Origin of the sequence: Actinokineospora auranticolor, from assembly GCF_041897805.1 — a bacterium.
Classification (GTDB): domain Bacteria; phylum Actinomycetota; class Actinomycetes; order Mycobacteriales; family Pseudonocardiaceae; genus Actinokineospora; species Actinokineospora auranticolor.
On the sequence record NZ_CP154825.1, the window covers coordinates 4,896,874 to 4,922,841 of the forward strand.

Below are 25,968 nucleotides of genomic sequence, written 5' to 3' on the forward strand. Positions count from 1 at the left end.
CGTCGATCAACTGCGACGTCCTCCCGGGTACCCGGCCCGACGAGGGCCATTCACCTAGGTGACCCGCCACGGCCGCGCCTCGTCCATCAGCCCGATGACCCCCGACACCAACCGCAGTTGGTCGACGGTGCGGATGTCGGCTTCGAGGAGGTGGGGGGAGCACACGAGGATGGCGGCGGCCTGGGCGCGGGACAGGGCGACGTTGAGGCGGTTCCGGGAGAGGAGGAAGTCCAGGCCCCGGGGCAGGTCCGTGGCCGATGACGAGGTCATGGTCGCGATGACGACCGGGGCTTCCTGCCCCTGGAACCGGTCCACCGTCCCCACCCGCACCCCCGCGAAACCCGCCTTCTCCAGCGCGCGGCCGACGAGGCGGGTCTGGAGGTTGTACGGGGCCACGACGAGGATGTCGTCGTCCGCCAAGGGCCGGGTCTCGCCCCGGTCGTGCCACGGGCGGCCGTGCAGGGACGCCACGAGGTCGACCACCGCGGCGGCCTCCTCCGGCGACCCCGTGGTGTTGCCCTGGTGACCGACCTCCAGCACGTGCAGCCCGGGCGCGACGCCCGCCACCCGGCGGTCGGCGGCGGTGGGGTGGGACTGGAGGCGGCCCGCGTAGCTGAGCTTCGACACGGGCGCGCAGACGTCCGGGTGCATGCGGCGGGTCTGGTCGAGGAAGAAGCCGAGGTGCGGCGGGACGATGTCGGCGTCGCCGAGGAGGTGGCCGAGCGCGGACGCGTCGGCGCCCGCCGGGTGGGTGCCCTGCACGACCTGCGGGAGCTGCTGCGGGTCGCCGAGCAGCACGAGGTTGCGGGCGCAGGTGGACACCGCGAGCGCGTCGGCGAGGGCGAACTGGCCCGCCTCGTCGACGATCAGCACGTCGAACGGCTCCGCGCGCAGCGCCTTGTTGGCGAAGGTCCACGCCGTGCCGCCGACGAGGTGGCCGGTGTCGTGCTCGGCGCGCCAGCGGGACAGGCCCGGGTTGTTCTTGGGCTGCGCCCACGGGCTGTTCGGGTCCGGCGCCTTGCGGGGCCGCTTCGCGCACGGGAGACCGGGGGCGGCGTCGAGCGCGGCGGAGAGGACGTTCTCGACGGCCTTGTGGCTGGTGGACGTGACCCCGACGGTGCGGCCGGTGCGGACCAGGTGGGCGATGAGCCTGCCCGCCAGGTACGTCTTCCCCGCGCCGGGCGGCCCCTGGACGGCGAGCACGGAACCGTCGAGGGCGTCCACGGTCTCGATCACCGTGCGCACGAGGTCGGGGCCGGGGTCGGGCAGCGCGCCGCCGCCGCGCAGCCGGGGTGGGCAGCGCCGGAGCAGGTCGATACCGGGGAGCGCGGGTAGCACTGTTCCGTTGGCGCGGACCGGTTCGGGCGCGCCCACGATGTCCAAAAAGGACAGTTGGCCGAGCGGCTCGTCGGTGGGTTCGGCGACGGGGACCGGATTCCGCAGCGCGTGGGCGGTCTGCTGGGCCAGTTCGACGACGGCCTCGTCCTTGGGGGCGGGGCGCACCGGTTCGCCGGGCAGCACGGCCTGCGGCGGCCCACCGGTCGTGTCGTCCGGCGGCGCGGATTCCTCCAGCACCAGGTGTTCGGCGGAGGACTCCAGCACCCGCGCCTTGCCGTCGCCGTGGTCGTAGCGGAGGCGGACGTCGTCGCCCGGCGCGAAGGGGTGCGGCCGGTCCGGGTCGCACCGCAGGCGGAGGGTCCGTTTGGCACGGCCGTTGCGACGGGTCGGCTGGACCCACTCCCCCGCCTCCACCCGCACCGGCACCGCGCACGCCGTGTCGGCCTCGAGGTCGCTGAGCGGGGCGGCGAGCTGGCGGAAGAACTCCCACCACGCCGGGTTGGTCTCGCGCCGGTAGTAGCCGACGGAAGCGGCGAGGAGCGCGCGGGCCCGGTCCTCGGGGGTGAACTCGGCGCTGTCGTCGGGCAGGCCCTCGATGAGGGTGTCGACCAGGGCGGCCAGCTCGGCGGCCTTCCGTTCGCGCTCCTCGTCCTGGACCTCGCGCAGGGCTTCGTCCAGTTCGGACTCTTCCGCCGGGGGCAGCGTCTCGATGCCCGCCTCGACGCGAACCCGGTGCAGGAACTCGAAAAGGTGCTGCGTGGAGACGCAGTCGTACTCGTTGTAGTCCGCGATGCCGCGCAGCACCTCGTCCGCGCGATCGGTCTCGCCCGCGCCGACGAGCATCAGGTACTCCTCGTACGCCTCGATGCTCGACACCGCCGTCTTGACCTCACCCTCGCGGGCGGTCGGCATGTACAGCGGCTCCAACGCCTTGATCGAGTACGACCGCTGCGACACCCGCAGCGCCTTGCGCACCACGGCGTAGAGGTCGACGAGCGCGCGGTTGCGCAGGAGCGCGTCGACCTCCGCCTCGCGGGTGCCGTGGGTGGCGGCGAGCCGTTTGAGGGCGGTGGACTCATATGGGGCGTAATGGTAAATGCGCGCTTCGGGGTATTTCGTGAGCCGTTCGACGGCGAAATCGACGAATTCCTCGAACGCTCGCCGTTCCGCGCCTCGGTTGTGCGCCCAGAATGGCGTGAACTCGTTATCGGCGACCACGCCGAATAGATATTCGAGCCCGGTCCCACCCTCGGCGTACGGGTCGCCTTCCATGTCGAAGAAGAGGTCCCCCGGACTGGGCGCGGGCAATTCGGCGAGCGCCTGGGGGCCGACGACCTCGTAGGCGACCTCGCCGGTCTCGTCCTGGCGTACCTGGATGGCGGCCTGGGCGCGCAGGGCCGTGTAGGAGGCGATCGAGAGGCTGCCGGGCCGGTCGTCGGGCCCCGCGACGGCGAGGGCGTCGATGGTGGTGAACCCGGCGTCCCGCAGCTTGCGCCGCTGGTCACCGCGCATCCCGGCGACCAGCGCCAGGTCCCGGTCGGCCTCGCGCCCGGACGCGCAGTGCTCGGCGAACGCGCACCCGGAGCACGCAGGCCGCTCGTCGCCCCAGGACCGGTCGGGCAACCGGGGCTCGCGGCCCCGCAGCCGGTCGCGGAGCCTGCGCAGCACGGGCCGGAAGTCGTCCACCCGCAAGGTCACCTGGGTGCCGTCGCCGAGCAGGAGGTGCATATTGGGGCCGACGGGCCAGCCCGCGCTCGCGAGCGCGTCGGCGTACGCGGTCAGCTGGATGACGGCGGCGGGGCGGGCGTGCCGGGCGAGCTTGGTGTCGTAGACCTCGTAGCGGCCGTCGGCGTCGCGCATCAGGAAGTCGGCCCGACCGCTGAACTCGCCGTCGTGGAAAACCGCCTGGTAGACGACGGGCGCGGACGACCGCAGCGCCGCCACGGTCTCGGCGGCGGCGGTGACCGGGTCGTGGGCGGCGATCTCGATCACGGCGTGCCGCTCGCCCCGGAGCCGGGACAGGGTCGACCGCTCGTGCTCGCGGCCGTACTTGGCCGTGAGCCGGTCCCCGCTCGGCCCCGGCCGGGGCGCGCCCGCGACCCCGGCGGCGTGGGCCTGGGCCAGCACGCTGCGGTGCTCGCAGTCGAGCAGATCAGCCAGATCGGACGGGGTGTACATCGCGCGCCAGTCTCCCAGCGCCCCGGCCCGGCACCGGGGAGGACACGCCCGGGGCCACGGCGGAACCACGTCGCCCGCATCGGCTCTGCTTCCACTGACGGCGCCTTCCTACGGCAACTCCGCCACGCGGCGGTACTACCACGGCACCATCGAGGGGTGAGCGCGGCGACCCACGACAAGGTCCGCCAGGCCGTCGCCCAGTTGCTCGACCACGCCGTCTACAGCCCGCGTCCCGTCACCCGGTTGACCGCGCTGTTCCCGGAACGTCCCACGCCGGTCGACCTCGGCTACCTGCACCGGCTCGGCATCGACTGCCTGTTCCTCAGCGACAGCGGGACCTTCGACCGGCTGCCTGCCCCGCCCGCGCGGCGGGCCCACATGCTCCAGGTATGGCGCGGCGACAAACCGTAGGGGCAACGGTCACTTCCTTTGTGGACCACCTTGACACGTTGTTTCGCGCACGTTGCCAACCGGGCATCGTAATGCCGGAAAGCGAGCGGAGGCAACGGCGATTTCCGTTAACTGGCAACGGTTTGTCCGCCCCGGTCGGTCGATAGCATGAGCGGACCGACACTTTCCGGAGGCGGCATGTACCTCACACGGGTTCGTCGCAGGCGTCCCTTACTCCTGTTCACCGCGCTGTTATCGGTCGCGGGGTTGACCGTGGGCACCACGGGGGCGCTCGCGGCTCCGCCCGGCGAGCCGGAGAACCAGTGGCAGTACGACCACTGGCCCCAGCAGCAGCCGTGGCAGGAGACCCCCGGCGGGCCGCGGGTCATGGCGCAGGCCGGGTTCCCCGGGCCCGTCGACCCGCAGAACTGGGTCAACCCGGACCACATGACGTGGGAGCGGGACTACAAGAAGGTCCCCGGCACCAACTGGTCCGACCCCGAGGTCAAGGGGTCGGTGAAGAACTTCAAGGGTGCGCTGGTCCTCTTGGACTACCCGAACCAGCCGTTCGTCGTGACGCAACCGGCGCATTCGACGGTGTTCGGCAACCCCAGCACCGAGGCGCACGACATCCCCCGCGCCCAGGTCGGGCAGTTCTACCAGGACTTCCTCAACAAGCCGGGCGGGCTCAACCGCGGCCACACCGTGCACGAGTACTGGATGGAGGACTCCGGCGGGCGCTACGGGGTGGACCTCAAGGCGTTCGGGCCCTACACGATGCCGGGCAAGGACCACGAGTACGGGATGGAGTTCCAGGCGGGCACCTCGTGCCCGGCCGGGGACAAGTGCGACCGGGACCTGCGCACCGACGGCAAGGCCGCGTGGGTGGCCGAGGTGGGCGCCGAGGTGCCCGCCGGGTTCGACTTCGTCTACTTCCTCTCCGCGGGCCAGGACGAGTCGGGCACGTGGCAGGAGTTCGGGATGATGAAGTTCCGGAACAAGGAGGACGTCACAGACGCGTTCGGCCCGCCGGACGAGGCGCTGCCGAACTGGGCGCCCACCCGCTACGTGGACTGGACCTCCTGGGCGTCCGCGTCGGCCATGTGGCCCAACGCGGGTGGCGGGTCGTCCACTCAGGCCGAGAGCTCCGGGCAGGGCGTGTACGCGCACGAGCTGAGCCACCTGCTCGGCATCGGCGACAACTACAACAACCCGTACAGCAACCCGCGGCGGCGCGACTACACCGGGATCTGGGACATGCTCTCGCGCGGGTCGTTCAACGGCCCCGGTGGCCCGCACTCCCGCTGGGTCATCCCGTCGACCGGCGGCGGGTCGATGGGGGCGCAGCACGTGCTGCGCAACAAGATCAAGCTCGGCATCGTCGACGAGAAGAACGTGCTGCGCCTGTCGCGCGAGGCGCTGGCCGAGTCGGGTCTGGTGGTCGCGCAGGTGACCGCGCGGACGGTGCAGCCGGGGCCGAGGGGGCTCATGGGCGTCAACATCGCCCTCGGCACGGGTGACCTGTCACCGGCGTGCGACGTCAACACCAACCCCTTCTGCGACGGCGGCGGGTACCAGAACTACACGGTCGAGGTCGTCGACCGGATGGGCGCGGACTCGTTCACGCCGGACGCGGGCGTCCTGCTCACCAAGACCAAGAACGAGGACCGCGCGCCGTTCGGCTGGGTGATCGACGCCAACCCGCAGGACATCGGGATGACCGACTACGTCCTGCCGGACGGCACCAAGGTCCCCATCACCATCGGCGACTACCGCCAGCTGTCGGACGCCCTTTTCCACGCGGGCACGAACTCCGGCAGCGAATACGAATACGTCGACACCGCCAACCGGCTGCACTTCTACGTCCTCGACATCAAACGCGACCGCCGGGGCATCCTGTCGTACACCGTCGCCATCCGCTCCCTCGACGGCGCGGGTCCCCAACGCCGCGGCGTCCGCCTGGAACCCACCCACGGCCACACCAACTCCAGCGGCTTCGCGACCTGCCGCTTCCCCCTGATCAACACGGGCCGGGGCGCCCCGCCCGCGGGCCGGCACCCGGAGGACGTCCGCGCCTACCTCGACAACGACGTCTACCGCCTCACCGCCACCACGAAGGACCGCGGCTGGACCGTCCAACTCCCGAACGCGTTGGCCACGGCCAAGTTCGGCCAGGACGTCGAGGTCCCGGTTTACGTCAAGCAGGACGGCCGGTCCCGGTCGACGAAGGTGACGCTGACGGCCACCTCGGAGAGCAACCCGGGCAAGACCGCCACGGCCACGTGCGAGATCAAGGGCCGCTGAGCAAGGGGGGTGTGGGCATACGCGTGCCCACACCCCCCATCGGCATTCGGGGAAACCCAGCGACTGTCCACTGTGGTCAGTCGGGCCACTCCGCCGACTGGCCGTAGCGGTCTCCGTGCACCACGGATTCCAGGGGTGCCCGCACGCGCCAGCCGTGGCGTTCCAGGTCGGGGACCGCGTGGAGGTGGGTGACCGGGCCGACGCAGAGCCAGGCCACCGGGCGGACGTGGTCCGGGATGGCGAGGAGTTCTCGCAATCGCTCTTCGCGGTAGAAGCTCACCCAGCCGACGCCGAGGTTCTCGGCGGTGGCGGCGAGCCAGAGGTTCTGGATGGCCAGGCACACCGAGTACAGGCCCGTGTCGGGGATGCTGTGGCGGCCGAGTACCGCCGGGGCGCCCCGGGACGGGTCGTACGTCACCACGATGCCTAAGGTGGCGTCCTCGATCCCCTCGATCCGGATACCCGCGAACCTCGACGCCTGATCCGGGGTCAAACCGTCCCGGAAGACCTCCCGCTCCTCCAGCACGTGGTCGCGGAAAGCCTTCTTCAGCACCGGGTCCCGGACGACCACGAAGTCCCACGGCTGGCTCATGCCCACGCTCGGCGCCGCGTGGGCCGCCGCGAGGACCCGGCGCAACGCGGCGGGGTCCACGGGTTCGCCGCTGAACTCGGCGCGGACATCCCGGCGGCGGGACAGGACCTCGTAGAACGACTGCGAACTCACGCGCCCCGGTTCTCCCCCGGTGTCCACGTCACGTCGCCGACCTCGCGGTTGGCCACGCGGGCCAGGACGAACAGCAGGTCGGCGGCCCGGTTGAGGTACTGCGCCGTGATCTTGTTCGCCTGTTCCCCGCCCACCGCCTCGATCAGCGCCCACGCCCGCCGCTCCGCGCTGCGGACGCTGGTGCGGGCGACGTGCAGCAGCGCGGCCGCCGGGGTGCCGCCGGGCAGGATGAACGACCGCAGCGCGGGCAGGCCGTCGTTGAACCGGTCGATGGCCGCCTCGAGGCGCTTGACGTAGCCGTCGTCCACACGGGAGCGCTCGTCGCCCTCGGCGGGCGGCCTGCACAGGTCGGAGCCCACGTCGAACAGGTCGTTCTGCACCCACCGGACGACGGTGGCGACGTCCTCCTCGGGGTTGCCCAGCGCGAGCACGACCCCGAGCGCGGCGTTCGCCTCGTCGACGGCCGCGTACGCATCGATGCGGGGGTCGGTTTTCGACGTGCGCGACATGTCCCCCAGCGCGGTGGTGCCCTCGTCACCCGCGCGGGTGTAGATCTTGCTGAGCACGATCGACATGTCACCCTCCTGGCTTCGGCTGTGCCCCCAGTGTAGCCGCGCGCGGACCCGCCCCCGGTCCACCGGGACCGGGGGCGGCACCTCGTCAGCGCTGTTCACCGAGGCGTAGGCGGGTGCGGCTCACCGGCAACGGGCCTCGGCGGTGACCTTGAGCGCGTCCAGCCACGCCTCCAGCCCCTTGCCCAGGAACTCCGTGGCCAGCGGCACGTCCGACTCGATCTGCGCGCCCGCGTGGGTCTCCTCCGTGCGGACCAGCACACCACCCGGGACCTGCGTGAACGTCCACACGTGCACACCCCGGTCGATCCGCAACCCCACCCCGATAGCGGGCCCCGTCCACCGTACGCACCGCCGGTCCCGGATCTGCGCCACGCTCGACGTGATCGTCAACGTCGTCTCCGGGGTCACCGGCGTGGCGGGCACGGGGGTCGTCCAGCGGAACCGGGACCCCGCCCGCAGCGGCCCCGGGTCGAGCCGCTCCATCGTCGTGACCGGCTCCTGCCACGACGGCCAACGCTCGACGTCGGTCTGCAGCTTCCAGACCACCGACAGCGGCGCCTTGACCAGGCGCTCGGTCCGGTACCGGACCTTGGCCGTCCGGTCGACGCCCTGCCCCTGGCAGCTCACCGAGGTCTGCGCGGGCGCGGCCCGCGCGGGCGTCACGAGGCCCGCGAGCACGCAGGCGGCCAGCGGGATCGCGGCGAGTGCGGCGCGGCGGCGGGTGTTGGACATGGTTGCGCTCCTTGTGCGGTCGGACAACGACTTCAGGGACGGACGCCGAGCTGGGTCACCAGCAGGTGCGTGTCGGAGTTGAGCCAGTACTCGGCGATCCGGTCCCCGGCCATGCGGAGGAAGTCGGTGCCGGTGAAGCGGACCGGGGTGCCGGGGCGCGCGGTCGCGCCGGGGAACCCGCCGTCGTAGGTGCCGGTGGCGACCCAGCGCAGCGCGACGTGGTCACCGTCGGCGATCGGCCCGACCTCGACGGTGAACCGCAGGTCGGGGAACGCCGCGCGGGTCTTGGTGATCCAGCCGACCAGGCCGGTGGGGCCGTTGAGCGCGCTGCCGTCGCCGCCGTCGAGCAGCGCGGCGTGCACGGTGAAGTCGTTGGTCACCAGGCGGTACGCCAGGATGTAGTCGCCGTTCCACAGCGCGAGCCAGTTGTCGAGCAGACCGGTGTCGATCGAGTTCATCCGCTGCCTCCGATTCGTCTCTCTGGTGTGCCCCGACGATCGCGTCCGGCGGCCACCGCTCGCGTCGGTGGAAATCGCCTATCCTCGAACCACGTGGGCCCGGTACGCAGGCGACCGGGCGGTCGGGGGGACAACACGTGGACACGTTGCTGGGGCGCCGGGACGAGACGTCCCGCCTGCGGGAACTGGTGGACGAGGCCAAGGCGTCGCGGGGCGGCGCCGTGCTGGTGCGCGGCGAACCGGGCATCGGCAAGAGCGCATTGCTGGACGAACTCGCGGAGTCGGCGGACGGCACGCGAGTCCTGCGGGCCGTGGGCGCCGAGTTCGAGACCGAGCTGCCGTACGCCGCGCTGCACCAGCTCTGCCTGCCCCTGCTCGACCACCTGCCCGCGTTGCCCGCCCCGCACCGCGGCGCCCTGCGGATCGCCTTCGGCCTCGAAACCGGCACCCCGGACCCGTTCCTGGCGGGCGCGGCGACGCTGGGCCTGCTGACCGAGCCCGACGAGCCGCTGCTGTGCGTCATCGACGACGCCCAGTGGCTGGACCACGCCTCCGCGCGGGCGCTGGCGTTCGCGTCCCGCCGGGTCGGCGCGGAGCGGGTCGCGCTGGTGTTCGCCGCGCGCGAGGGCCGGGACGTGCTCGACCACCTGCCGGTCGTCGACGTCCGACCGCTGAGCGGGACGCAAGCCCGGGAGCTGCTGACCCGCGAGATCCCCGCGCCGCTGGACGAGCGGGTCCGCGACCGGGTGCTGGCCGAGGCCCGGGGCAACCCGCTGGCGCTGCTGGAGCTGACCAGGACGGCGGGCCTGACCGGCCTGGCCGGTGGTTTCGACCTGCCCGCCCCGGCCGCCGCCGAACGCAGCTTCCAGGCCCGGCTGGACGGGGTGGCCCCCCAGGTCCGACTCCTGCTGACGGTGGCGGCGGCCGAGCCGATCGGCGACCCGGACCTGCTGTGGCGGGCCGCGGCGCTGCTCGGGATCGACGAGTCCGCGGCGGTCGACGCGCCGCTGGTCGAGTTCGGCACCCGCGTCCGGTTCGCGCACCCGCTGGCCCGCTCGGCGGTCTACCGGGCCGCGACCGACCGGCAGCGGCGACTGGCCCACGACGCCTTGGCGCGGGTCAGCGACCGTTTGACCGATCCCGACCGGGTGGCGTGGCACCGCGCCCAGGCGTGCGCGGGACCGGACGAGGACGTGGCCGCCGCCCTGGTCGACTCGGCGGCGCGGGCCAGCGCCCGGGGCGGGGTGGCGGCCGCGGCGGCGTTCCTGGAACGCGCGGCGGCGTTGACACCGGAGGCCGACCCGCGGTTCGACCGGGTGCTGGCGGCGGTGGCGGCCAAGCTCTCCGCCGGTGACTTCGACGTCGCGGCCGAGCTGCTCTCCACGGTCAACCCCGACGACGCCCGCGTCGACCTGCTGCGCGGGCGGCTCTCGTTCGCCCGCTTCCGGGGCGACGACCTGCCGACCGAGCACCTGCTGCGCGCCGCCGCGAAACTGGCGGCGAAGGAACCGGAAGAGGCCCGCACGACGTACGTGGACGCCATCGAGATGGGCATCCTCACCGGCGGCCTGCGCGCGGTCATCGAGGCCGCCCGGTCCGCGCCTCCCGTCGCGGGCCCGCCGCGCAGCGCGGACCTGATCCTGGACGGCATGGTCGCGGCGGACCCGGAGATCCTGCGCCCGGTGGTGGCCGCGGGCGGCGACGACGCGTGGACCCGGTGGCCGACGCTCGGGTTCCTGCTGGCGCTGGAGCTGATGGACATCGACGCGCAGCGCGCCATCGCCACCCGGGTGACCGCGTTCGGCCGCGAGTCGGGCTCGTTCCACGCGCTGCCGATCGGGCTGGCCATGCTCGCCACCGTCGCGACGTACTCGGGTGATTTCGGCGCGGCCCAGGAGATGATCTCGGAGGAGGAGGCGATCGCGGAGGCGACGGGCGCCGCTCCCCTGGTCTACCCGCGGCTGCACCTGGTGGCCTCGCGGGGGCGCCGGGCCGAGGCGGAGGAGTTGTTCGCGGCGGTCGGCCCGCACATGACGTTGAGCGTCCAGTACGCGACGGCGGTGTTGAACAACGGCCTGGCCGACTACCCGGCGGCGTTGCGCGCGGCCAAGGCGACGGTCGCCACCAAGGACCTCGGCTTGGCCGTCCTGGCGTTGCCGGAACTGGTCGAGGCCGCGGTCCGGTGCGGCGAAACGGAGACGGCCCTCGCCGCGTACACGTCGTTGCGCGACCGCGCCCGCGGCGGCGACCACCCGTGGAGCCGGGGCATCGAGGCGTACGCCCGAGCACTGGTCCACGACGACGAGGACGCCTACCGCGAGGCCGTTTCCTTGCTGGACAAGACATCGGCGGCCATCCACCGCGGCAGAGCCCACCTTGTCTACGGCGAATGGCTGCGCCGCCAAGGCCGCCGCCGCGACGCCCGCGTGGAACTCCGCCAGGCCCACGACTTCCTCGCCGCCCTCGGCGCCGAGGCCTTCACCGCCCGGGCGGCGGCCGAGCTCCGCGCCACGGGCGAACAGGCCAGGCGCCGCTCGACCCCGACGTCGGACGCGTTGACGGTGCAGGAGGTCCACATCGCCCGGTTGGTGGCGGAGGGGGCGACGTCGAAGGAGGTGGCGGCGAAGCTGTTCCTCAGTCCCCGCACGGTGGACGCGCACCTGCGCAACATCTTCCGCAAGCTGTCCATCACCTCGCGCCGTCAACTCCGGGACATGCCCGCGATCCGCTAGCCGGTGCCGATTGACGCCGGGACCGGCCGGGCGGGATCATGGGCCGGTGACCGAAGTGGACCTTCCAGGTGGGAACAACACCGAAACCGTTGTTCGGGTGGGCGACACCGTTCGGCGGTCGCGAGGATCGGACTTCGCCGCGCAGGTGTTGCGGCACCTCGAATGCGCGGGCTACCCCTACGCTCCGCGCTACCTCGGGGTGGACGAGAAGGGTCGGGACATCCTCACCTTCATCCCCGGTCACACGACCGACCACCCCTCCCAGCGCGCCGACGGCGCGTACCGGCTGGCCGGTTCGATGCTCCGCGCCCTGCACGACGTCACCGCCGGGCATCCGCTGGCGGGTGGCGAGGACTGCGTCATGCACGGGGATCCGGGGCCGTTCAACGCGATCGTCCAAGATGGACTGCCGGTGGCGTTCATCGACTGGAGCGGGTGTCGTCCGGGTGGTCGGCTCGACGACCTCGGGTACCTGGCGTGGACGTGGTGCGTGCAGGAGTCGGGTGGGGTGCCTGTGGCCGCGCAAGCGGCGCACCTGCGGGAGGCGCGGGATGGCTACGGCGATGTCGACGCCGTCGATCTCGTCGAGGCGATGGTTCGGCGGCAGGAGCACATCATCGCCGCCGAACAGCTCAACCTGCGCGACACCGCCCTGAGCGAGACCCGTCGGCGCCACGCTCGGACGGCGATCGACTGGGCCACCGGGGCGCGGGCCCTGGTTCGGCGGCACGAGGCGACATTCGTGGCCGCGCTCAGGGAAAGCCGATGACCGCGGGGTCCCCGCGGCTGACGACGGCGATGAAGCCGGGGGCGGGGAAGACGCCGACGGACTTGAAGACCGAGCGGTAGGCGCCGGAGGGCGGGGGTGCCTGGGGCGGGGTCCAGTTGCGCAGGGGGACTTGACCCGAACCGTCGGCGGCTTGCCAGATCAAGTCAGCGCCGGTGGGGGTGTCGCACACCCGCAGGACGGTGGTGCGGGTGGTGGCGACGGCGCGGCGGCGGTCGCAGGGGCCGTCGACCGGGATGACGGCCAGGTCCTCGATGGTGACGGTCGAGAGGATCTTGCCGCCGTCCTCGCGGTCGGCGACGGGGACCGGGCCCGCGTCGGGCCACACCCAGCGGTCGGCGATGGCGTCCTTGGCGACCGGGGCGCCGTCGCCCGCGCGCAGGAGTTCCTTGCGGTAGCCAGAGGCGACGAAGAACAGTGCGTTCCCGTCGGTCGTCGTTCCCACGGCGTAGGTGGCGCCTTCGCCTGGCGCGACGGTGAACTGGTCGCTCCAACGCTGCTTGCCGTCGCGGTTATCCAGGGCTACGAGCGCCCAACTGTCGCCGCACGCCTGGGAAACCAGCACGATCCCGTCCGCTGCGCCGACCGGGCCGAACGGTGACCGGCACCCCGGCGGGGCCTGCCAGGTCCACAGTGGAGCGCCGCTGCGGAGGTTGGTAGCGCGTACGCGGAAGTCGGGCCAGTCGCCGTCCGGTTCGGCGAAGACAGTGGAGTTGTGCACCCACCCGCTCCGGCCGCCCTCCGGTCCGGCCCACTCCCGGATCACGGCGCCGGTGCCCGCGTCGAGCAGTACCCACAGGTCCCCGGCGCGGTCCGGCCCGGCGAACGCCGCGACGACCAGGCCCTTGTCGGGTGTGGCGGTGAGCGACGACAGCCTGGCGTTCGCACGGGTGTAGTGCCAGGTCTCGACACCACCGGCCGTGACTGCGACGACCTGCCCGCCGTCGGTCCCCACGACGAGCCCCGCCCCCGCGACCACGGCCTCCCGAACCGGCGCGGCGGCGGTCCACCGCCACTGCGCCCCGGTCGGCCGATCAACCACCGGCGCCGCCACCCGCGTTCCCACGGTGACCGCGTCGACCGCGACCGCCCGAGGAACCTCACGCGCCCCAAGGGCCGCACCCGCCACCAGAACCAGCCCGACCACGGCCCAAGGACGCGGCACCAGTCGAGGCACGACCGCCCCGACCGCGACGGCCAAGGCCCCCACCAGCAACACCGACGACGACGGCCCAGCCACCCCGGACCCGAGGTCCCCCTCGACCACGTACCAGGCATACCCGACACCAACTACCGCCAAGGCGACGGCGAAAACCCGCGCCCCGCACAGCACACACAGCGCGGCCAGCACCACCAACCCCACCCCGACGCCACCCCACGCGGGCTCCGACCTTGGCACTCCCCCGTCCAACAGCATCGACACCCCGGCACACACCGCGCCCGCCACCGCCAACGTCGCCCTGACCACGCGCCCACCCCCACGGAATCGACGCGGAGGAGACGCATCCCGTTCCCGGCGCTAACCGACCTTCCGGCGCAACAACCGGAGCAGGCGCAACGGCAGCAGCCCGAACAGGGGCGCTCGCCGGCCGAGGTCGGCCCGGTCCTCGCGGTCAAAGGCCACCGCGTACCGGCTCGCCTCGGCGGCCGACGGGTAGCGCTTGCTGCCGCCCGCGCCGCAGGCACAGACCCAGATCATGAGAGGGCCGTCCGCGCGGAAGCGGTAGCGGTGACCCAGGAACGCGCATCGCACATTTCGGGCTACCCGTTTCCCGGGACGCGCAAACGGGTAGCAGGCGGGCATGACCTCGACGTCCACCATCACCACCCGGGTGCCCGCCCGGCTCGACCGGCTCCCGTGGTCGCGGTTCCACTGGCGGGTCCTGATCGGTCTGGGCACGGTCTGGATCCTGGACGGCCTCGAGGTGACCATCATCGGCGCGATCGCGGCCCGGCTGGTCGAGCCGGGCAGCGGCCTGGGCCTGACCGCGGCCGACATCGGGGTGGCCGCCGCCTGCTACGTCGCGGGCGCGTGTCTCGGCGCGTTGTTCTTCGGGCAGCTCACCGACCGGTTCGGCCGCAAGAAGCTGTTCCTCATCACTCTCGTGGTCTACGTGGTGGCCACGGTCGCCACGGCGTTCGCGTTCGCCCCCTGGTACTTCTACCTGGTCCGGTTCGTCACCGGGGCGGGCATCGGCGGCGAGTACGCGGCCATCAACTCCGCCATCGACGAGCTCATCCCGGCCCGCCTGCGCGGCCGCGTCGACCTGGTGGTCAACGGCACCTACTGGGCGGGCGCCGCCGCCGGTTCCGCGCTCGCCCTGGTGCTGCTCGACACCGACCTGTTCCCCGCCGACCTCGGGTGGCGGATCGCCTTCGGCCTCGGCGCCGTGCTGGGCCTGGTGATCCTGCTGGTGCGGCGGCACGTGCCGGAGAGCCCGCGCTGGCTGTTCATCCACGGGCGCGCGGAGGAGGCGGAGCGGATCGTCGCCGGGATCGAGGCGGAGGTCGAGGACGGCACCGGCGCGGAACTGGCCGCGGCGGACCAGGAAATCGAGATCCGGCAGCGGAAGGCCATCTCGCTGCGGGAGATCGCCGCGACCGCGTTCAAGCGGTACCCGAAGCGCGCCATCCTCGGTCTCGCGCTGTTCATCGGCCAGGCGTTCATCTACAACGGCATCACCTTCAACCTCGGCACCCTCTTCGGCGACTACTACAAGGTGGATTCCGGCACCGTGCCGGTGTTCCTCGTCGTGTACGCCATCGGCAACATGCTCGGCCCGCTCCTGCTGGGCAGGCTGTTCGACACCGTCGGCCGCAAACCGATGATCGCGGGCAGCTACCTGGGCTCCGCGCTGCTCACGGTCCCGCTGATCTGGGTGTTCCTCGCCGCGCCGGACAACGCGCGGCTGGCACTGACCGCGGTGGTGCTGACGTTCTTCCTGGCGTCCGCCGGTGCCAGCGCCGCGTACCTCACGGTCAGCGAGATCTTCCCGATGGAGACCCGGGCCTTGGCCATCGCCTTCTTCTACGCGGTCGGCACCGCCGTCGGCGGCATCGCGGGCCCCCTGCTGTTCGGCACCCTCATCGACTCGGGCGACCGGGTCCTGGTCGCCGTCGGCTTCGGCATCGGCGCGGTCGCCATGGCGCTGGGCGGGGTCGCGGAGCTGTTCCTCGGCGTGCGCGCGGAACGCGCGTCCCTGGAGGACATCGCCCGGCCCCTCACGGCGGCCGACGAGAACGGCTGAACCCCGTACGGCACACGACCGCGCCGGCTAACATCGCGCCACGGGTGGGCGGCGGGTCGGAGGGTCGATGCGGTCTGAGCTGGCTGGTCCTGGCGCGCGGGTGCTGGTGATCGGCACCGGCACCCGCGCGCCGGGGTCGGCGCTGCCGGACCTGCCGTCGGTGGAGCGGTCCGTGCGGGAGGTGGCCGACGCGCTCGCCGAGGTCGCCGGGGCGGCCGATGTGCGGGTCGTGCTCGACCCGGCCGACCCGCGTGTGGCCGGGCAGGCGATCTCCGCCGCGGCGGCGGAGGCGACCGATGTGCTGGTCGTGTACTTCGTGGGGCACGGGTTGGTCAGTGCCGACAACGAGTTGTACCTGGCCACGGCCGCCTCCCGGGACGCCGTGGCGGGCTTGGAGGTCGACTCCCTACCGTTCGACACCGTGCGCCGGCGGTTCGGACGTGCGCCGCGCCGACGGTCGTGGTCGTGCTCGACTGCTGCCACGCGGGACGGGCCGGGAACGCCGTCGCGGCCGTGACCGCGGAGGCGGCGCGGTCGGCGGGGTCCTACCTGCTGGCGGCGGTCGGCGGGAGCGAGCGGGCGTGGGCACCGCCCGGCGAGCCGCGCACCTGGTTCACCGGCGGCTTGGTCGCGCTGCTGCGGGACGGCGACCCCACCGGCCCGCCCTGGATCACCCTCCACCACGCTTGGCGCCACCTCGACCGCGCCGCGCAGCTCTGTTCGCCGCCCCTGCCCCGCCCCCGCCGGTTCGCGGCGGGCAACGCCGACGGTCTCGTCCTCGCGCCCAACCCGGGGTACGAGCGCGGTCAGGCCGAAGCCGAGCCCCCGGCCGACGTCCCGTGCCCTTACCGAGGTCTGGAGCCGTTCACCCCGGACGACGCCGCCGATTTCCTCGGCCGCGCGGACACCACCGGCGAGCTGACCGACCGGGTCGCCGCCGGGTCGGGCCCGGTTGTCGTGATCGGCGCCTCCGGCTCGGGCAAGACCTCCCTGCTCAACGCGGGACTCGACCCGGCACTGCGGGAACGCGGCGTCGGCGTCGTCCGGATGACCCCCGGCGCGCGGCCGACGGAGACCTGGGCCGACCTCGAACGCCCCGACGACGCCGTGCTGGTGGTGGACCAGTTCGAGGAGCTGTTCACCGCCTGCGACGACGACGCCGAGCGCCGCCCGTTCGTCGACCTGGTCAGCGAGTCCACCGCACCGGTCGTGCTCGCCGTCCGCGCCGACTTCTACCCGCACTGCCTGGCCTACCCCGCGCTGCGCCAAGCCCTCACCACCGGCCAGTTCCCGCTCGGCCCCCTGGGGCTCGACGAGCTGCGCCAGGTCATCGAGGAGCCCGCCGCCCGGGTCGGCCTGGGCCTCGAAGCCGGGCGGTCGCGGCCACCGCCGAGAAGGTCTACTCCGCCCTCGGCGACGACCAGGACACCGCGCGGACGCTGCTCCTGCGCATGGTGCGCGTCGGCGAGCACACCGACCACTCACGGCGCCCGATCACCTGGGACGAGGTCACCGCCGGACGCGAACCCGCCGAAGTCGAGGCCCTGTGCCGGGTGCGGGACGCGTTCGCGGGACCGGACGCGCGCATCCTGACCGTCGGCGAGCACCGGGTCGAGCTGGCGCACGAGGCCGTCCTGCACGCGTGGCCGAGGTTGCGGGAGTGGATCGAGCGCGACCGCGAGCGCCTGTTCCTGCACAGCCAGCTGACCGAGGCCACGCGGACGTGGACGGAACACGGCACGGATGACGCCTACCTGTACTCCGGTGTGCGGTTGGCCGCCGTCCGCGAGTGGGAGAAGCGACCTGAATTGTCCACAGTGGAGCAACGGTTCATCGCCGCCGGGGTGCGGCGGGAGACCCGTCGGTTCCGACGCACGCGCGCGGTCATCGCCCTGCTGGCCGTCCTGGTGCTGGTCGCCTCCGGTGCGGCGGCGATCGCGCTGCGGCAGCGGTCCGAGGCCGACGCCCGAGAACGCGCGGCCCGGTCCACCGCGCTGGCCGCCACCTCGGCCGAGAGCCGGGTGACCAACCAGCGGAAATCAGTGCTGCTGGCCCTGGCCGCGTGGCGGGTGGAGCAGGGCGACGCCGCGCGGCGCGCGCTGCTGTCCGTGCAGGGCAGCCGGTACGCGGGCACGGTGCCCGGGGCGCACAGGAGTCCGACCGCGCTGGCGGTCAGCCCCGATGGCACTCGGCTCGCGACCGGGAACGCGGGCACGATCCAGGTCTTCGACACCACCACACGCGCCCAGGTACGCGGGTTCACCGCCGTCGGAGAAGCGAAAGCCATCTTCTCCTTGGAGTTCAGCTCCGACCACAAGACCCTTTACGCCACGACCCCGGACAATGTCGCGCTACACGCCTTCGACCTCACCACGGGCGTCGAGCTGCCGCACCTGTCCGACCCCACCCCGGCCGGGATCGGGCTCGCTGTGAGCCCGCAGCCCGGCAGTATGGACATCGCCTTCGCCGACGGGAACGGCCTCGTCCGGGTGATCAACACCAACCCGTACAACCGGGGCCTGCGCCAGTGGTTCGACCTCGGCGCGGGAACCGTCTGGGACCTGGCCTTCCAGCCCGAGGGCCGCGGTATCGCGTCGGCCCACGAGAACGGCGACATCCGCTACACGGACTTCGCCGCGGGCACCACGCGGACCCTGGGATCGCACGGCGGCGAGGCCATCTCGGTCGCGTTCTCCCCCGACGGCCGACACCTGGTCAGCGGCGGGACAGACGCGACGGTGCGGCTGTGGGACATCGAGTCGGGAACCGGTCGCGTGCTGTCGAACTCGACCTGGAGGTACCCCTTCCCCGTCTTCCTCCCGGACGGCCGACGAGTCGCCTACGTCGGCGAAGGCGACATCTCCTATAACGACTCCATTTCCGACACACGGTGGTCCAGCGACCTGACACCGAGCGTGCCCGCGCGGCCCTCCCGTCACCGCGCTCGGCCCCGGGCGGGACGGGGAGATCACCTCGGGCGACTACGGTGGCGAACTGGAGTATTGGGACCTGCGGGTTCCCCCGGCGCTCAAGCGGATCCCCTTCGGTACTCCCGCCATCTCGTCGCTGGTTCGCGAGCCGCTGGGGAAGCGCTCGGCGAACTGGAGTTCACTCCCTCGGGCACGGAACTCGCCATCGCGGGGTGGGACAACACCCTGCGGCTCTGGGACCCCGTGACCGGCGCGTCCCTGCGGAACTCACCAACCTGTCCACCCCCGCGTCCGCTCTCGCGTTCAGCCCGGACGGTTCGCTACTCGCGGCCAGTTCACGGGAGTCCGAGATCGCCGTCTACCGGACATCGGACCTCACCTTGTGGGCGGGGTTGACCGGGCACTCGAACGCCGTCGAACGCGTCATGTTCGTCGATGACACCACCCTCGCTTCCGCCTCCACCGATGGCTCTATCCGCCTGTGGTCGCTGGACCCCGAGGTCGCCGTGGCGCGCGCGTGCGCGATCCTCCGGTCCCCCACCTTCGACCAGGAGTGGTCCGCGATCATGCCGGACCAACCACACGGCTGCCCCCGCTAGCGGGCGCGAGGACTCCCCGCGCCCGCCTGCGGCTAGGTCGTGGCGCGGGCGCGGCGGAGGCCGATCAGTCCGTCCAGGACCAGGAACGCGGCCAGGCTGATGCCCAGCAGGGGAATCGCCCAGCCCACGGCGATGACCACGAGCGGCGCCGGGACCAGGAACCACAGCGGAAGCTGTTGCCACGCACCACGTCTGGGCGCCACACCGACCGGAGCCCGGCGGTCGCCGCGAGTCGGGCGGCGCTGCCACCACATGCGGTAGCCCAGGAAGATCAGCGTGAGGATCGCCCCCGCGACGAGCAGCAGCGCGATCTGGTTGACGATGCCGAACAACCGCCCCATGTGGGCCTGGATGCCGAGTGTGGTCAGCTTCGCCAGGAGCGGCCGGTCGTCGAAGTCGGCGCGCGCGGTCACCCTCGCCGACGCCGGGTCGACGGCGACCTTGTCGAGGCGCACCGGCCAGGTGTTGTCGACCTGGGCGGCCGTCCACGCCTTGCCGGAGGCCGCGCCGATCTCGAGCGGGCCGTCGAGACCCGCGGTGCGGGCGGTGACCAGGACCCGGTCGAACGTCGCCGGGTCGGCCGCGGACCCGGTCGCCGACCCGCCGTGGTGGCCGGTCGATCCCGTCGACGCGCCACCGGGCAGCGCGGTGTCGAGGACCGGGGCCTTGGCGTGCAACGCTTCCAGCGCGGCGGAGAAGTTCTCTCCCGCGTACGTGGACCAGGTCAGCCCGGTCGCCGACAGGAACAGCGCGCCGACCAGCGTCCACGCGCCGAGTTTCCCGTGCCGGGCGCGGGTTCGGCGCACGCCGGTCCGCGGGCCGCGCGCCTTGCGCCGCCGGACGAGCCAGAGGACCACCCCGGCCAGGGAGATCACCCACAGCCAGCTGGCCGCCATCTCCGAGTACAGCGCGCCGGTCTCGCCGAGCCGCAGGTCGCGGTGGAACCCGTCGAGCCAGGTCGTCACGGGGGTGGCCCCGAACCACGTGGTCAACTGCCCCTGCACACCGGCGGTGTACGGGTTGACGTAAACCGTCCGCGAGTGCTCCTCCGGCAGTCCGGGCACGGAGAACACCACGCGCGTGGCCTCGTCCGCGGCCTCCGGGACGCCGACGGTCGTCACGGCGGAACCGGCGGGCACGGCGGACTGCGCGGCGGCGACCTGCTCAGCCAACGGACGCGGCGCCCCGGCGGTCTCCTCGACGTAGAGGACATCACCGTAGAGCAGGTCGTCGAGCTGCGGCGAGAACGCGTAGAGCATCCCGGACAACGCGGCGACGACCAGGAACGGGGCGACGAACACCCCGGCGTAGAAATGCAAGCGGCGCAACAACGGGACAACCGACCAGCGGACGCGCGCCTGCGCCTCCTCCGGCTTGACGTCGTCGAGCGGTGGAGCGGACATGGGACACCTCTTCGCAGGGAAAACCGGGACAACTGCCGCACAGGTCGCGCGCGGATGCGCCCGGGTTCCCCGGAAACGTGAAAACCGGTCCGTAGTCGGAAAGTAACGAAAGCCGCCGACGACACGGTGCTCCACGGCATCTTGGACGGTCGAACATCCTGCCGCCAAAGCGGTTCGACAATCGAGGCGCCGCCATTACCTGTTACCTCGGTCGATCGACGTCCAGGTAAGCCTCAACGACCGGAAGGCAGCAGCCATGACGACCACCGTCGCGCCCACCACGAACACCCGCGCCCTGCTCACCTGCGCCGCCGTCGCCGCACCGCTGTGGGCCGTCGTCGCCCTGGCCCAAGCCGCGACGCGAGACGGGTTCGACCTCACCCGCCACCCGCTGAGCCTGCTGGCCACCGGCGACCTCGGCTGGTCGCAGGTCCTGAACTTCGTCGTCGCGGGCCTGCTCACCACCCTCGGCGCGAGCGGCCTGGCCCGAACCCTCCCCAGCACCTGGGCGCCGCGCCTGATCCGCGTCAACGGCATCGCCATGGTCGCCGCGGGCCTGCTGACCATGGACCCGGCCGACGGCTTCCCCTCGGGCACACCGGCGGGCACGGGCGAGTTGTCCTGGCACGCCTACGGCCACCTGGCCGCGGGCACCACCGCGTTCGGCACCCTGATCGCCGCCTGCTACGTCCTCGCCCGCGCGTTCGCCCGCACCGGCCGCCGCGGCCACGCGACCCGGTCCCGGATCGCGGGCACCGCCCTGCTCCTCGGCGACCTCTGGGCCATGGCGGGTGGCACCGCCGGTTCCCTCACCCTGGCCGTCGGGGCGATCACCGCGATGCTGTGGGTCTCTTACGTCGCCGTCGAACTCCGCTGACCTGTCGCGGAATCAGGCACGTTCCGCCGCGCTGCGCAGGACACAGAACTCGTTGCCCTCGGGGTCGGCGAGCACGGCCCACCCCTTCCCGTCGGGGGTCCTGCGGTCGTCGACCAGGGTGGCGCCGATGGCGAGGAGCCGGTCCACCTCCGCCTCGCGGCGGATGTCGGGGGTGAGGCACAGGTGCACCCGGTTCTTGACCACCTTGGGCTCGGGCACCTTGCTGAAGTACAGGGTGGGCCCCTCCGGCGGCACGACGTAGGCCTCTTCGTCACCGGGCGCGCACTCCTCGTGCACGGGGTGGTCGACCACCTGGCTCCACCACAGGGCCAGCGCGTACGCGTCGGCGGCGTCGATGTTCACGTTCTGGATCGTCGAAGGCACCCGCCCACCCTTGCAGGTCGCGAACGGCCACGCGAGCCCGTTCGACGTCCCATGCGGACGGATCGCCACCGGCGCACGGACTTGTCCGCCGGGCGGACCGGCCCGGACGACGGACTGGACGAGCCGCGAGCGGGTGGGGCTGGGATGCTGGGCGGGGACGAGGGAACGGAGGCGGTGGTGGTCGACGTGTTCGCCGCGGGTGGCGAGGTCGGGGACGACCTCGCCGCGGTCGACTGGGCGGCGGGGCCGCTGGGCCCGCCCGACGGCTGGCCGCAGAGCCTGCGGACGGCGGTCAGCATCCTGCTGTCGTCGCGGTTCCCGATGTGGTTGGCGTGGGGGCCCGACCTGACCTTCTTCTGCAACGCCGCGTACCGGCGGGACACGCTGGGCCGCAAGTACCCGTGGGCACTGGGCCGGTCCGCGCGGGAGGTGTGGGCGGAGATCTGGGACGACATCGGCCCGCGCGTCGACTCCGTGCTGGCCACCGGGGAGGCCACCTGGGACGAAGCGCTGATGCTGCTGCTCGGCCGGTCCGGCTTCCCCGAGGAGACCTACCACACCTTCTCCTACAGCCCGCTGCGCGACGACGCGGGCGCGGTCGTCGGCATGCTGTGCGTGGTCAGCGAGGACACCGAGCGGGTCATCGGCGAGCGGCGGATGGCGACCCTGCACGACCTGGGCTCCGACCCGGACGTGACCCGCGGCGAGGCCGAGGTGCTGGCCCGCGCGTGTGGACGGTTGGCGGGCAACCCGCGCGACCTGCCGTTCACCCTGGCCTACCTGTTCGAGGACGGCGACGGGGCCCGGCTCGCCGGGTCGACCGGGCTCGGCGCGGTGCCCCCGGTCGGGTCGTGGCCGGTCGACGACCTGGCCCGGGGTGAGTCCGCGCTGGTCGAGCTGACCGACGCCTGGCCGCGCGGCCCCTGGGCGGAGCCGCCCGTGCAGGCCCTGGCCGTGCCGCTGCGGCAGCTCGGCGGCGCGCCCTTCGGCTTCCTGGTTGCCGGGCTCAACCGCTACCGCCCGCTCGACGAGGCGTACCGGGGGTTCGTCGACCTGGTCGCGGGCCACCTCGCCGCCGGGATCGCGGGCGCCCGCGGCTACCACGCGCAGCAGCGCCGCGCGGAGGAGCTGGCCGAACTGGACCGGGCGAAGACCACGTTCTTCGCCAACGTCAGCCACGAGTTCCGCACGCCGCTGACGCTGATCATGGGGCCGGTGGCGGAGCTGCGGGACCGGTTGGCGCGGACCGACCCGGGGGTGCGCGAGGACCTGGACCTCATCCACCGCAACGGGTTGCGGCTGGGCAAGCTGGTGAACACGCTGCTCGACTTCTCCCGGATCGAGGCGGGCCGGGTGCGGGCGCGGTACGAGCCGGTCGACCTCGCCGCCGTCACCGCCGAGCTGGCCAGCGTGTTCCGGTCGGCGGTCGACAAGGCGGGGCTGGCGTTCGAGGTGGACTGCCCGCCGCTGCCCGAGCCGGTGCGGCTCGACCGCGGCATGTGGGAGAAGGTCGTCCTCAACCTGCTCAGCAACGCGCTGAAGTTCACCTTCGACGGCGCCATCGGCGTCGCGGTCCGCGCGGACGGCGACGCCGCGGTCGTCACCGTCTCCGACACCGGCGTCGGGATCCCCGAGCGGGAGGTGTCCCGGCTGTTCGAGCGGTTCCACCGCGTGGAGAACACCCGGTCGCGGTCCAACGAGGGCAGCGGCATCGGCCTCGCCCTGGTGCGGGAGCTGGTCGGCCTGCACGGCGGCGCGATCACCGCCGAGAGCGCCGAGGGCGAGGGCACCCGGTTCACCATCCGACTCCCCTTCGGCGACGCGCACCTGCCCGCGGACGCCCTGGTCGACCCCGGGGACGTCCCCGGCGACCCAGGCGCCGCGGCCGACCCGTACCTGCGGGAGGCGCTGCGCTGGCTGCCCGACGAGCAGGCCGTCCCCGGCCCGATCTGGTCCGAGCACGCGAGCGCCCCCGAACCGGCGACCGTGCTGGTGGCCGACGACAACGCCGACATGCGCGAGTACCTGGTCCGGCTGCTGGCGGGCGCCGGGTACGAGACGCGCACCGCCGTCGACGGCGAGCGGGCGCTGGCCGCGATCCGCGCCACTCCGCCGGACCTGGTGGTCAGCGACGTGATGATGCCGGGCCTCGACGGCCTGACCCTGGTGGCGGCGCTGCGCGGCGACCCGCGCACCGCGGCCGTGCCGGTGCTGCTGCTCTCCGCCCGCGCGGGCCAGGAGGCCTCGATCGAGGGGCTGCGCGCGGGCGCCGACGACTACCTGGTCAAACCGTTCGCCGCCGCCGAGCTGCTGGCCCGGGCGCGGGTCAACGTGCAGATGGCCCGGCTGCGCGGCCACCACGCCCGGTGGCGGACGGCGCTGGTCGAGTCGCTGCAGGAGGCGTTCTTCGTCTGCGACCAGGACGGGGCCGTGGTGGAGGTCAACGCCGCGTTCACCGACATCCTGGGGTTCGGGCCCGAGGGGCTGCCGTACCCGCCGCGGCACCCGTGGTGGCCCGCCGCGGAACTGGACCCGGTCGGGTTCGAGCAGGTCAACGAGGTGTTCGACTGCCTGCTCAAGGGCAAGCCCGGCAGCCACCACGCGGTCCCGGTGGTGCACCGCGACGGGCACCGGCTGTGGATCAGCGTCACGTTCAACCAGGCGCGGGACCCCGACACCGGGCTCGGGGTCACCGTCGGCACGTTCCGCGACGTGACGACCGAGCACCACGCCGTGCAGCGGGACAACGCCCTGGCCGCGCTGGGGCTGCGGCTGTCGGAGGCGACGAGCCTGTCGCAGGCCCTCGCCGGGGCGCTCGACCTGCTCCGGGGGCTCTTCGGGGCGCGGCGCGTGCACGCCGTGGTCCGCGCCGACGACCCCGCGTTCACCAGCACCGACCCGGACGTGGTGTGGGACCGGCTGCCCACCGCGCGGCGGGAACGGCTGCTCGCGCTGTGCGACCAGCCCGCGCTCGTGCCGGTCTCGGACGGGGTGACCAGCGCGACCATCCCCCTGGACCACCCCGAGGGCCCGATGGCGCTGTGGGTGGACCTCGACGAGCTGCGGCCGTTCACCGACCAGGACCGGCTGCTGCTGTCGCTGCTCGCGGGCAGGCTCAGCCAGGGCCTGGGCCGCGCGTACCAGATCGACCAGCAGCGCGAGACCGCCATCGCCCTGCAGCGCGCCATTCTCGGCCCGGACCTGCCCACCGGGTTCGCCGTCCGCTACGAGCCCGCCGCGCGCCCGCTGGAGGTCGGCGGGGACTGGTACGACACGGCGCCGATGCCGGACGGCCGGATCGGCATCGTGGTCGGCGACTGCGTCGGCCGCGGCCTGGAGGCGGCGGCGGTCATGGGCCAGCTGCGCAGCGCCTGCCGCGCGCTGCTGCTGCAGGACGCGGGCCCGGCGCGCACCCTGATGGCCCTCGACGACTTCGCCGCGGGCCTGCCCGGCGCCATCTGCACGACGGTGTTCTGCGGTGTGCTGGACCCCGAGACCGGGGTGCTGACCTACTCCAGCGCGGGCCACCCGCCCGCCGTGCTGGCCACCCCCGACGGCACGACCCGGCTGCTGGACGAGGCCCAGGCCACGCCGCTGGCGGTGCTGCCCGGTTCGGCGCGGCCGGAGGCCCGCTGCCCGCTGCCGGTCCGCTCGACGCTGCTGATGTACACCGACGGCCTGGTCGAGCGGCGCGGCGTGCCGCTGACCGACGGGATGGACGTGGCGGGCGTGGCGGTCCGGGAGGGCAGCGAGCTGCCGCTGGAGAAGCTCGCCACGCACGTCATGACCCGCCTGTCCCCGGCGGCGGGGTACGACGACGACGTCGCCGTGCTGCTGTGCAGGCACCCGGGTCCGCTGAAGCTGTCGTTCCCCGCCGACCCGGCGCGGCTCGGCGCGCTGCGCGCGGACCTGCGCGCGTGGCTCGACCGGTGCGGTGTGGGCGCGGAGACCGTCGAGGACGTGCTGCTCGCCGTCGGCGAGGCGTGCGCCAACGCCATCGAGCACGGCTACCGCGACACCGACCCGGGCACGGTCGCGTTCTGCGCGGAGGCCGCGGTCACCGACCTGCACCTGACGATCACCGACTCCGGCCGCTGGCACGAGCAGGACCCGGACCGCGACCCGCACCGCGGCCGGGGCCTGGCGCTGATGCGCGCCCTGGCGCGGGAGGTGACCGTCACCTCCGACCACACCGGCACGACTGTCCACTTGCGCATGTCGGGGACGCGCGCGTCCTGACATCCGACCATCCCCCGGCGCGGCGCGAGTTCTGCCCGCTTTGCGCGGTAAACCACGGTCGGGCGCGTTG

Annotated in this window: 19 protein-coding genes and 1 pseudogene; 11 read left to right on the top strand and 9 right to left on the bottom strand. The window is 73.1% G+C overall.

Annotated elements, in window-relative coordinates:
- Positions 1 to 54: 54 nt before the first annotated feature.
- The gene (locus V5P93_RS21665) at positions 55 to 3,516 is read right to left on the bottom strand and encodes a TM0106 family RecB-like putative nuclease (RefSeq protein WP_104479034.1); all 3,462 of its coding nucleotides are present in this window, start codon (positions 3,514 to 3,516) and stop codon (positions 55 to 57) included.
- Between the two features lie 156 nt (positions 3,517 to 3,672).
- On the opposite strand from V5P93_RS21665, the gene V5P93_RS21670 reads away from it, so the two are divergent.
- Together V5P93_RS21670 and V5P93_RS21675 are read left to right on the top strand one after the other, a co-directional pair.
- Positions 3,673 to 3,927 (top strand): hypothetical protein, encoded by a 255-nt coding sequence (locus tag V5P93_RS21670; RefSeq protein ID WP_104479033.1) that lies wholly within the window; start codon positions 3,673 to 3,675, stop codon positions 3,925 to 3,927.
- Between the two features lie 177 nt (positions 3,928 to 4,104).
- Positions 4,105 to 6,210, top strand: a complete 2,106-nt coding sequence (locus tag V5P93_RS21675; protein ID WP_104479032.1) for a M6 family metalloprotease domain-containing protein — start codon at positions 4,105 to 4,107, stop codon at positions 6,208 to 6,210.
- Between the two features lie 76 nt (positions 6,211 to 6,286).
- Here the strand turns inward: V5P93_RS21675 and bluB are convergent, their stop codons facing one another.
- From bluB to V5P93_RS21695, 4 genes are all read right to left on the bottom strand, one after another.
- A complete protein-coding gene (gene bluB, locus V5P93_RS21680) occupies positions 6,287 to 6,934 on the bottom strand; it encodes a 5,6-dimethylbenzimidazole synthase (RefSeq protein ID WP_104479082.1) in 648 nt (215 codons plus the stop codon).
- Positions 6,931 to 7,509: a cob(I)yrinic acid a,c-diamide adenosyltransferase gene (locus V5P93_RS21685; RefSeq protein ID WP_104479031.1), complete on the bottom strand. Its 579-nt coding sequence runs from the start codon at positions 7,507 to 7,509 to the stop codon at positions 6,931 to 6,933. The genes bluB and V5P93_RS21685 overlap by 4 nt, the downstream gene beginning before the upstream one ends.
- Before the next feature lie 120 nt (positions 7,510 to 7,629).
- A complete protein-coding gene (locus tag V5P93_RS21690; RefSeq protein ID WP_104479030.1) occupies positions 7,630 to 8,241 on the bottom strand; it encodes an SRPBCC family protein in 612 nt (203 codons plus the stop codon).
- Between the two features lie 32 nt (positions 8,242 to 8,273).
- Positions 8,274 to 8,699: an ester cyclase gene (locus V5P93_RS21695; RefSeq protein ID WP_104479029.1), complete on the bottom strand. Its 426-nt coding sequence runs from the start codon at positions 8,697 to 8,699 to the stop codon at positions 8,274 to 8,276.
- Positions 8,700 to 8,836: 137 nt separating this feature from the next.
- Here V5P93_RS21695 and V5P93_RS21700 point away from each other — a divergent pair, with 137 nt between their 5' ends.
- A complete protein-coding gene (locus V5P93_RS21700) occupies positions 8,837 to 11,431 on the top strand; it encodes an AAA family ATPase (RefSeq protein ID WP_245931245.1) in 2,595 nt (864 codons plus the stop codon).
- A gap of 97 nt (positions 11,432 to 11,528) precedes the next feature.
- Entirely contained in the window at positions 11,529 to 12,200 is a 672-nt protein-coding gene (locus V5P93_RS21705; RefSeq protein WP_245931244.1) for a phosphotransferase, read from the top strand.
- Here V5P93_RS21705 and V5P93_RS21710 read toward each other — a convergent pair.
- Both V5P93_RS21710 and V5P93_RS21715 read right to left on the bottom strand, forming a co-directional pair.
- Complete coding sequence (locus V5P93_RS21710; protein WP_146108013.1) at positions 12,184 to 13,686, bottom strand: PQQ-binding-like beta-propeller repeat protein; 1,503 nt, start codon at positions 13,684 to 13,686, stop codon at positions 12,184 to 12,186. The two genes, V5P93_RS21705 and V5P93_RS21710, sit on opposite strands and share 17 nt — an antisense overlap.
- 51 nt (positions 13,687 to 13,737) lie before the next feature.
- Positions 13,738 to 13,917 carry a hypothetical protein gene (locus tag V5P93_RS21715; protein WP_181043463.1) on the bottom strand — a complete coding sequence of 60 codons (180 nt, stop codon included), beginning with the start codon at positions 13,915 to 13,917 and terminating at the stop codon, positions 13,738 to 13,740.
- Between the two features lie 103 nt (positions 13,918 to 14,020).
- Here V5P93_RS21715 and V5P93_RS21720 point away from each other — a divergent pair, with 103 nt between their 5' ends.
- The 5 genes and pseudogenes from V5P93_RS21720 to V5P93_RS21740 all read left to right on the top strand — a co-directional run bounded on the left by V5P93_RS21720 (position 14,021) and on the right by V5P93_RS21740 (position 18,995).
- Positions 14,021 to 15,466, top strand: coding sequence for an MFS transporter (locus tag V5P93_RS21720; RefSeq protein WP_104479024.1), 1,446 nt, complete (start codon positions 14,021 to 14,023; stop codon positions 15,464 to 15,466).
- Positions 15,467 to 15,533: 67 nt separating this feature from the next.
- Complete coding sequence (locus V5P93_RS21725) at positions 15,534 to 15,983, top strand: hypothetical protein (protein WP_146108012.1); 450 nt, start codon at positions 15,534 to 15,536, stop codon at positions 15,981 to 15,983.
- A pseudogene (locus V5P93_RS21730) lies at positions 15,980 to 17,154 on the top strand (hypothetical protein); the annotation flags it as partial. The gene V5P93_RS21725 and the pseudogene V5P93_RS21730, both read left to right, overlap by 4 nt.
- A gap of 762 nt (positions 17,155 to 17,916) precedes the next feature.
- Positions 17,917 to 18,792 carry a WD40 repeat domain-containing protein gene (locus V5P93_RS21735; protein WP_245931251.1) on the top strand — a complete coding sequence of 292 codons (876 nt, stop codon included), beginning with the start codon at positions 17,917 to 17,919 and terminating at the stop codon, positions 18,790 to 18,792.
- Positions 18,789 to 18,995 carry a hypothetical protein gene (locus tag V5P93_RS21740; protein ID WP_181043462.1) on the top strand — a complete coding sequence of 69 codons (207 nt, stop codon included), beginning with the start codon at positions 18,789 to 18,791 and terminating at the stop codon, positions 18,993 to 18,995. The genes V5P93_RS21735 and V5P93_RS21740 overlap by 4 nt, the downstream gene beginning before the upstream one ends.
- 32 nt (positions 18,996 to 19,027) lie before the next feature.
- On the opposite strand, the gene V5P93_RS21745 is transcribed toward V5P93_RS21740, so the two are convergent.
- Entirely contained in the window at positions 19,028 to 20,398 is a 1,371-nt protein-coding gene (locus V5P93_RS21745; RefSeq protein WP_104479021.1) for a PepSY domain-containing protein, read from the bottom strand.
- Positions 20,399 to 20,654: 256 nt separating this feature from the next.
- Between V5P93_RS21745 and V5P93_RS21750 the strand changes: the two genes are divergently transcribed.
- Positions 20,655 to 21,275, top strand: a complete 621-nt coding sequence (locus V5P93_RS21750; protein WP_104479020.1) for a DUF998 domain-containing protein — start codon at positions 20,655 to 20,657, stop codon at positions 21,273 to 21,275.
- Positions 21,276 to 21,287: 12 nt separating this feature from the next.
- Here the strand turns inward: V5P93_RS21750 and V5P93_RS21755 are convergent, their stop codons facing one another.
- Positions 21,288 to 21,659, bottom strand: coding sequence for a VOC family protein (locus V5P93_RS21755; protein ID WP_104479080.1), 372 nt, complete (start codon positions 21,657 to 21,659; stop codon positions 21,288 to 21,290).
- A gap of 144 nt (positions 21,660 to 21,803) precedes the next feature.
- On the opposite strand from V5P93_RS21755, the gene V5P93_RS21760 reads away from it, so the two are divergent.
- Positions 21,804 to 25,898 (top strand): SpoIIE family protein phosphatase, encoded by a 4,095-nt coding sequence (locus tag V5P93_RS21760; RefSeq protein WP_104479019.1) that lies wholly within the window; start codon positions 21,804 to 21,806, stop codon positions 25,896 to 25,898.
- Positions 25,899 to 25,968 lie beyond the last annotated feature (70 nt).

What these genes read in the sequence shown, in the direction of transcription:
- V5P93_RS21665 (WP_104479034.1), bottom strand. Translation starts at nt 3,516, where the DNA reads ATGTACACCCCGTCCGATCTGGCTGATCTGCTCGACTGCGAGCACCGC.
- V5P93_RS21675 (WP_104479032.1), top strand. Translation starts at nt 4,105, where the DNA reads ATGTACCTCACACGGGTTCGTCGCAGGCGTCCCTTACTCCTGTTCACC.
- V5P93_RS21685 (WP_104479031.1), bottom strand. Translation starts at nt 7,509, where the DNA reads ATGTCGATCGTGCTCAGCAAGATCTACACCCGCGCGGGTGACGAGGGC.
- V5P93_RS21690 (WP_104479030.1), bottom strand. Translation starts at nt 8,241, where the DNA reads ATGTCCAACACCCGCCGCCGCGCCGCACTCGCCGCGATCCCGCTGGCC.
- V5P93_RS21695 (WP_104479029.1), bottom strand. Translation starts at nt 8,699, where the DNA reads ATGAACTCGATCGACACCGGTCTGCTCGACAACTGGCTCGCGCTGTGG.
- V5P93_RS21715 (WP_181043463.1), bottom strand. Translation starts at nt 13,917, where the DNA reads ATGATCTGGGTCTGTGCCTGCGGCGCGGGCGGCAGCAAGCGCTACCCG.
- V5P93_RS21720 (WP_104479024.1), top strand. Translation starts at nt 14,021, where the DNA reads ATGACCTCGACGTCCACCATCACCACCCGGGTGCCCGCCCGGCTCGAC.
- V5P93_RS21725 (WP_146108012.1), top strand. Translation starts at nt 15,534, where the DNA reads ATGCGGTCTGAGCTGGCTGGTCCTGGCGCGCGGGTGCTGGTGATCGGC.
- V5P93_RS21735 (WP_245931251.1), top strand. Translation starts at nt 17,917, where the DNA reads ATGGACATCGCCTTCGCCGACGGGAACGGCCTCGTCCGGGTGATCAAC.
- V5P93_RS21745 (WP_104479021.1), bottom strand. Translation starts at nt 20,398, where the DNA reads ATGTCCGCTCCACCGCTCGACGACGTCAAGCCGGAGGAGGCGCAGGCG.
- V5P93_RS21750 (WP_104479020.1), top strand. Translation starts at nt 20,655, where the DNA reads ATGACGACCACCGTCGCGCCCACCACGAACACCCGCGCCCTGCTCACC.
- V5P93_RS21760 (WP_104479019.1), top strand. Translation starts at nt 21,804, where the DNA reads ATGCTGGGCGGGGACGAGGGAACGGAGGCGGTGGTGGTCGACGTGTTC.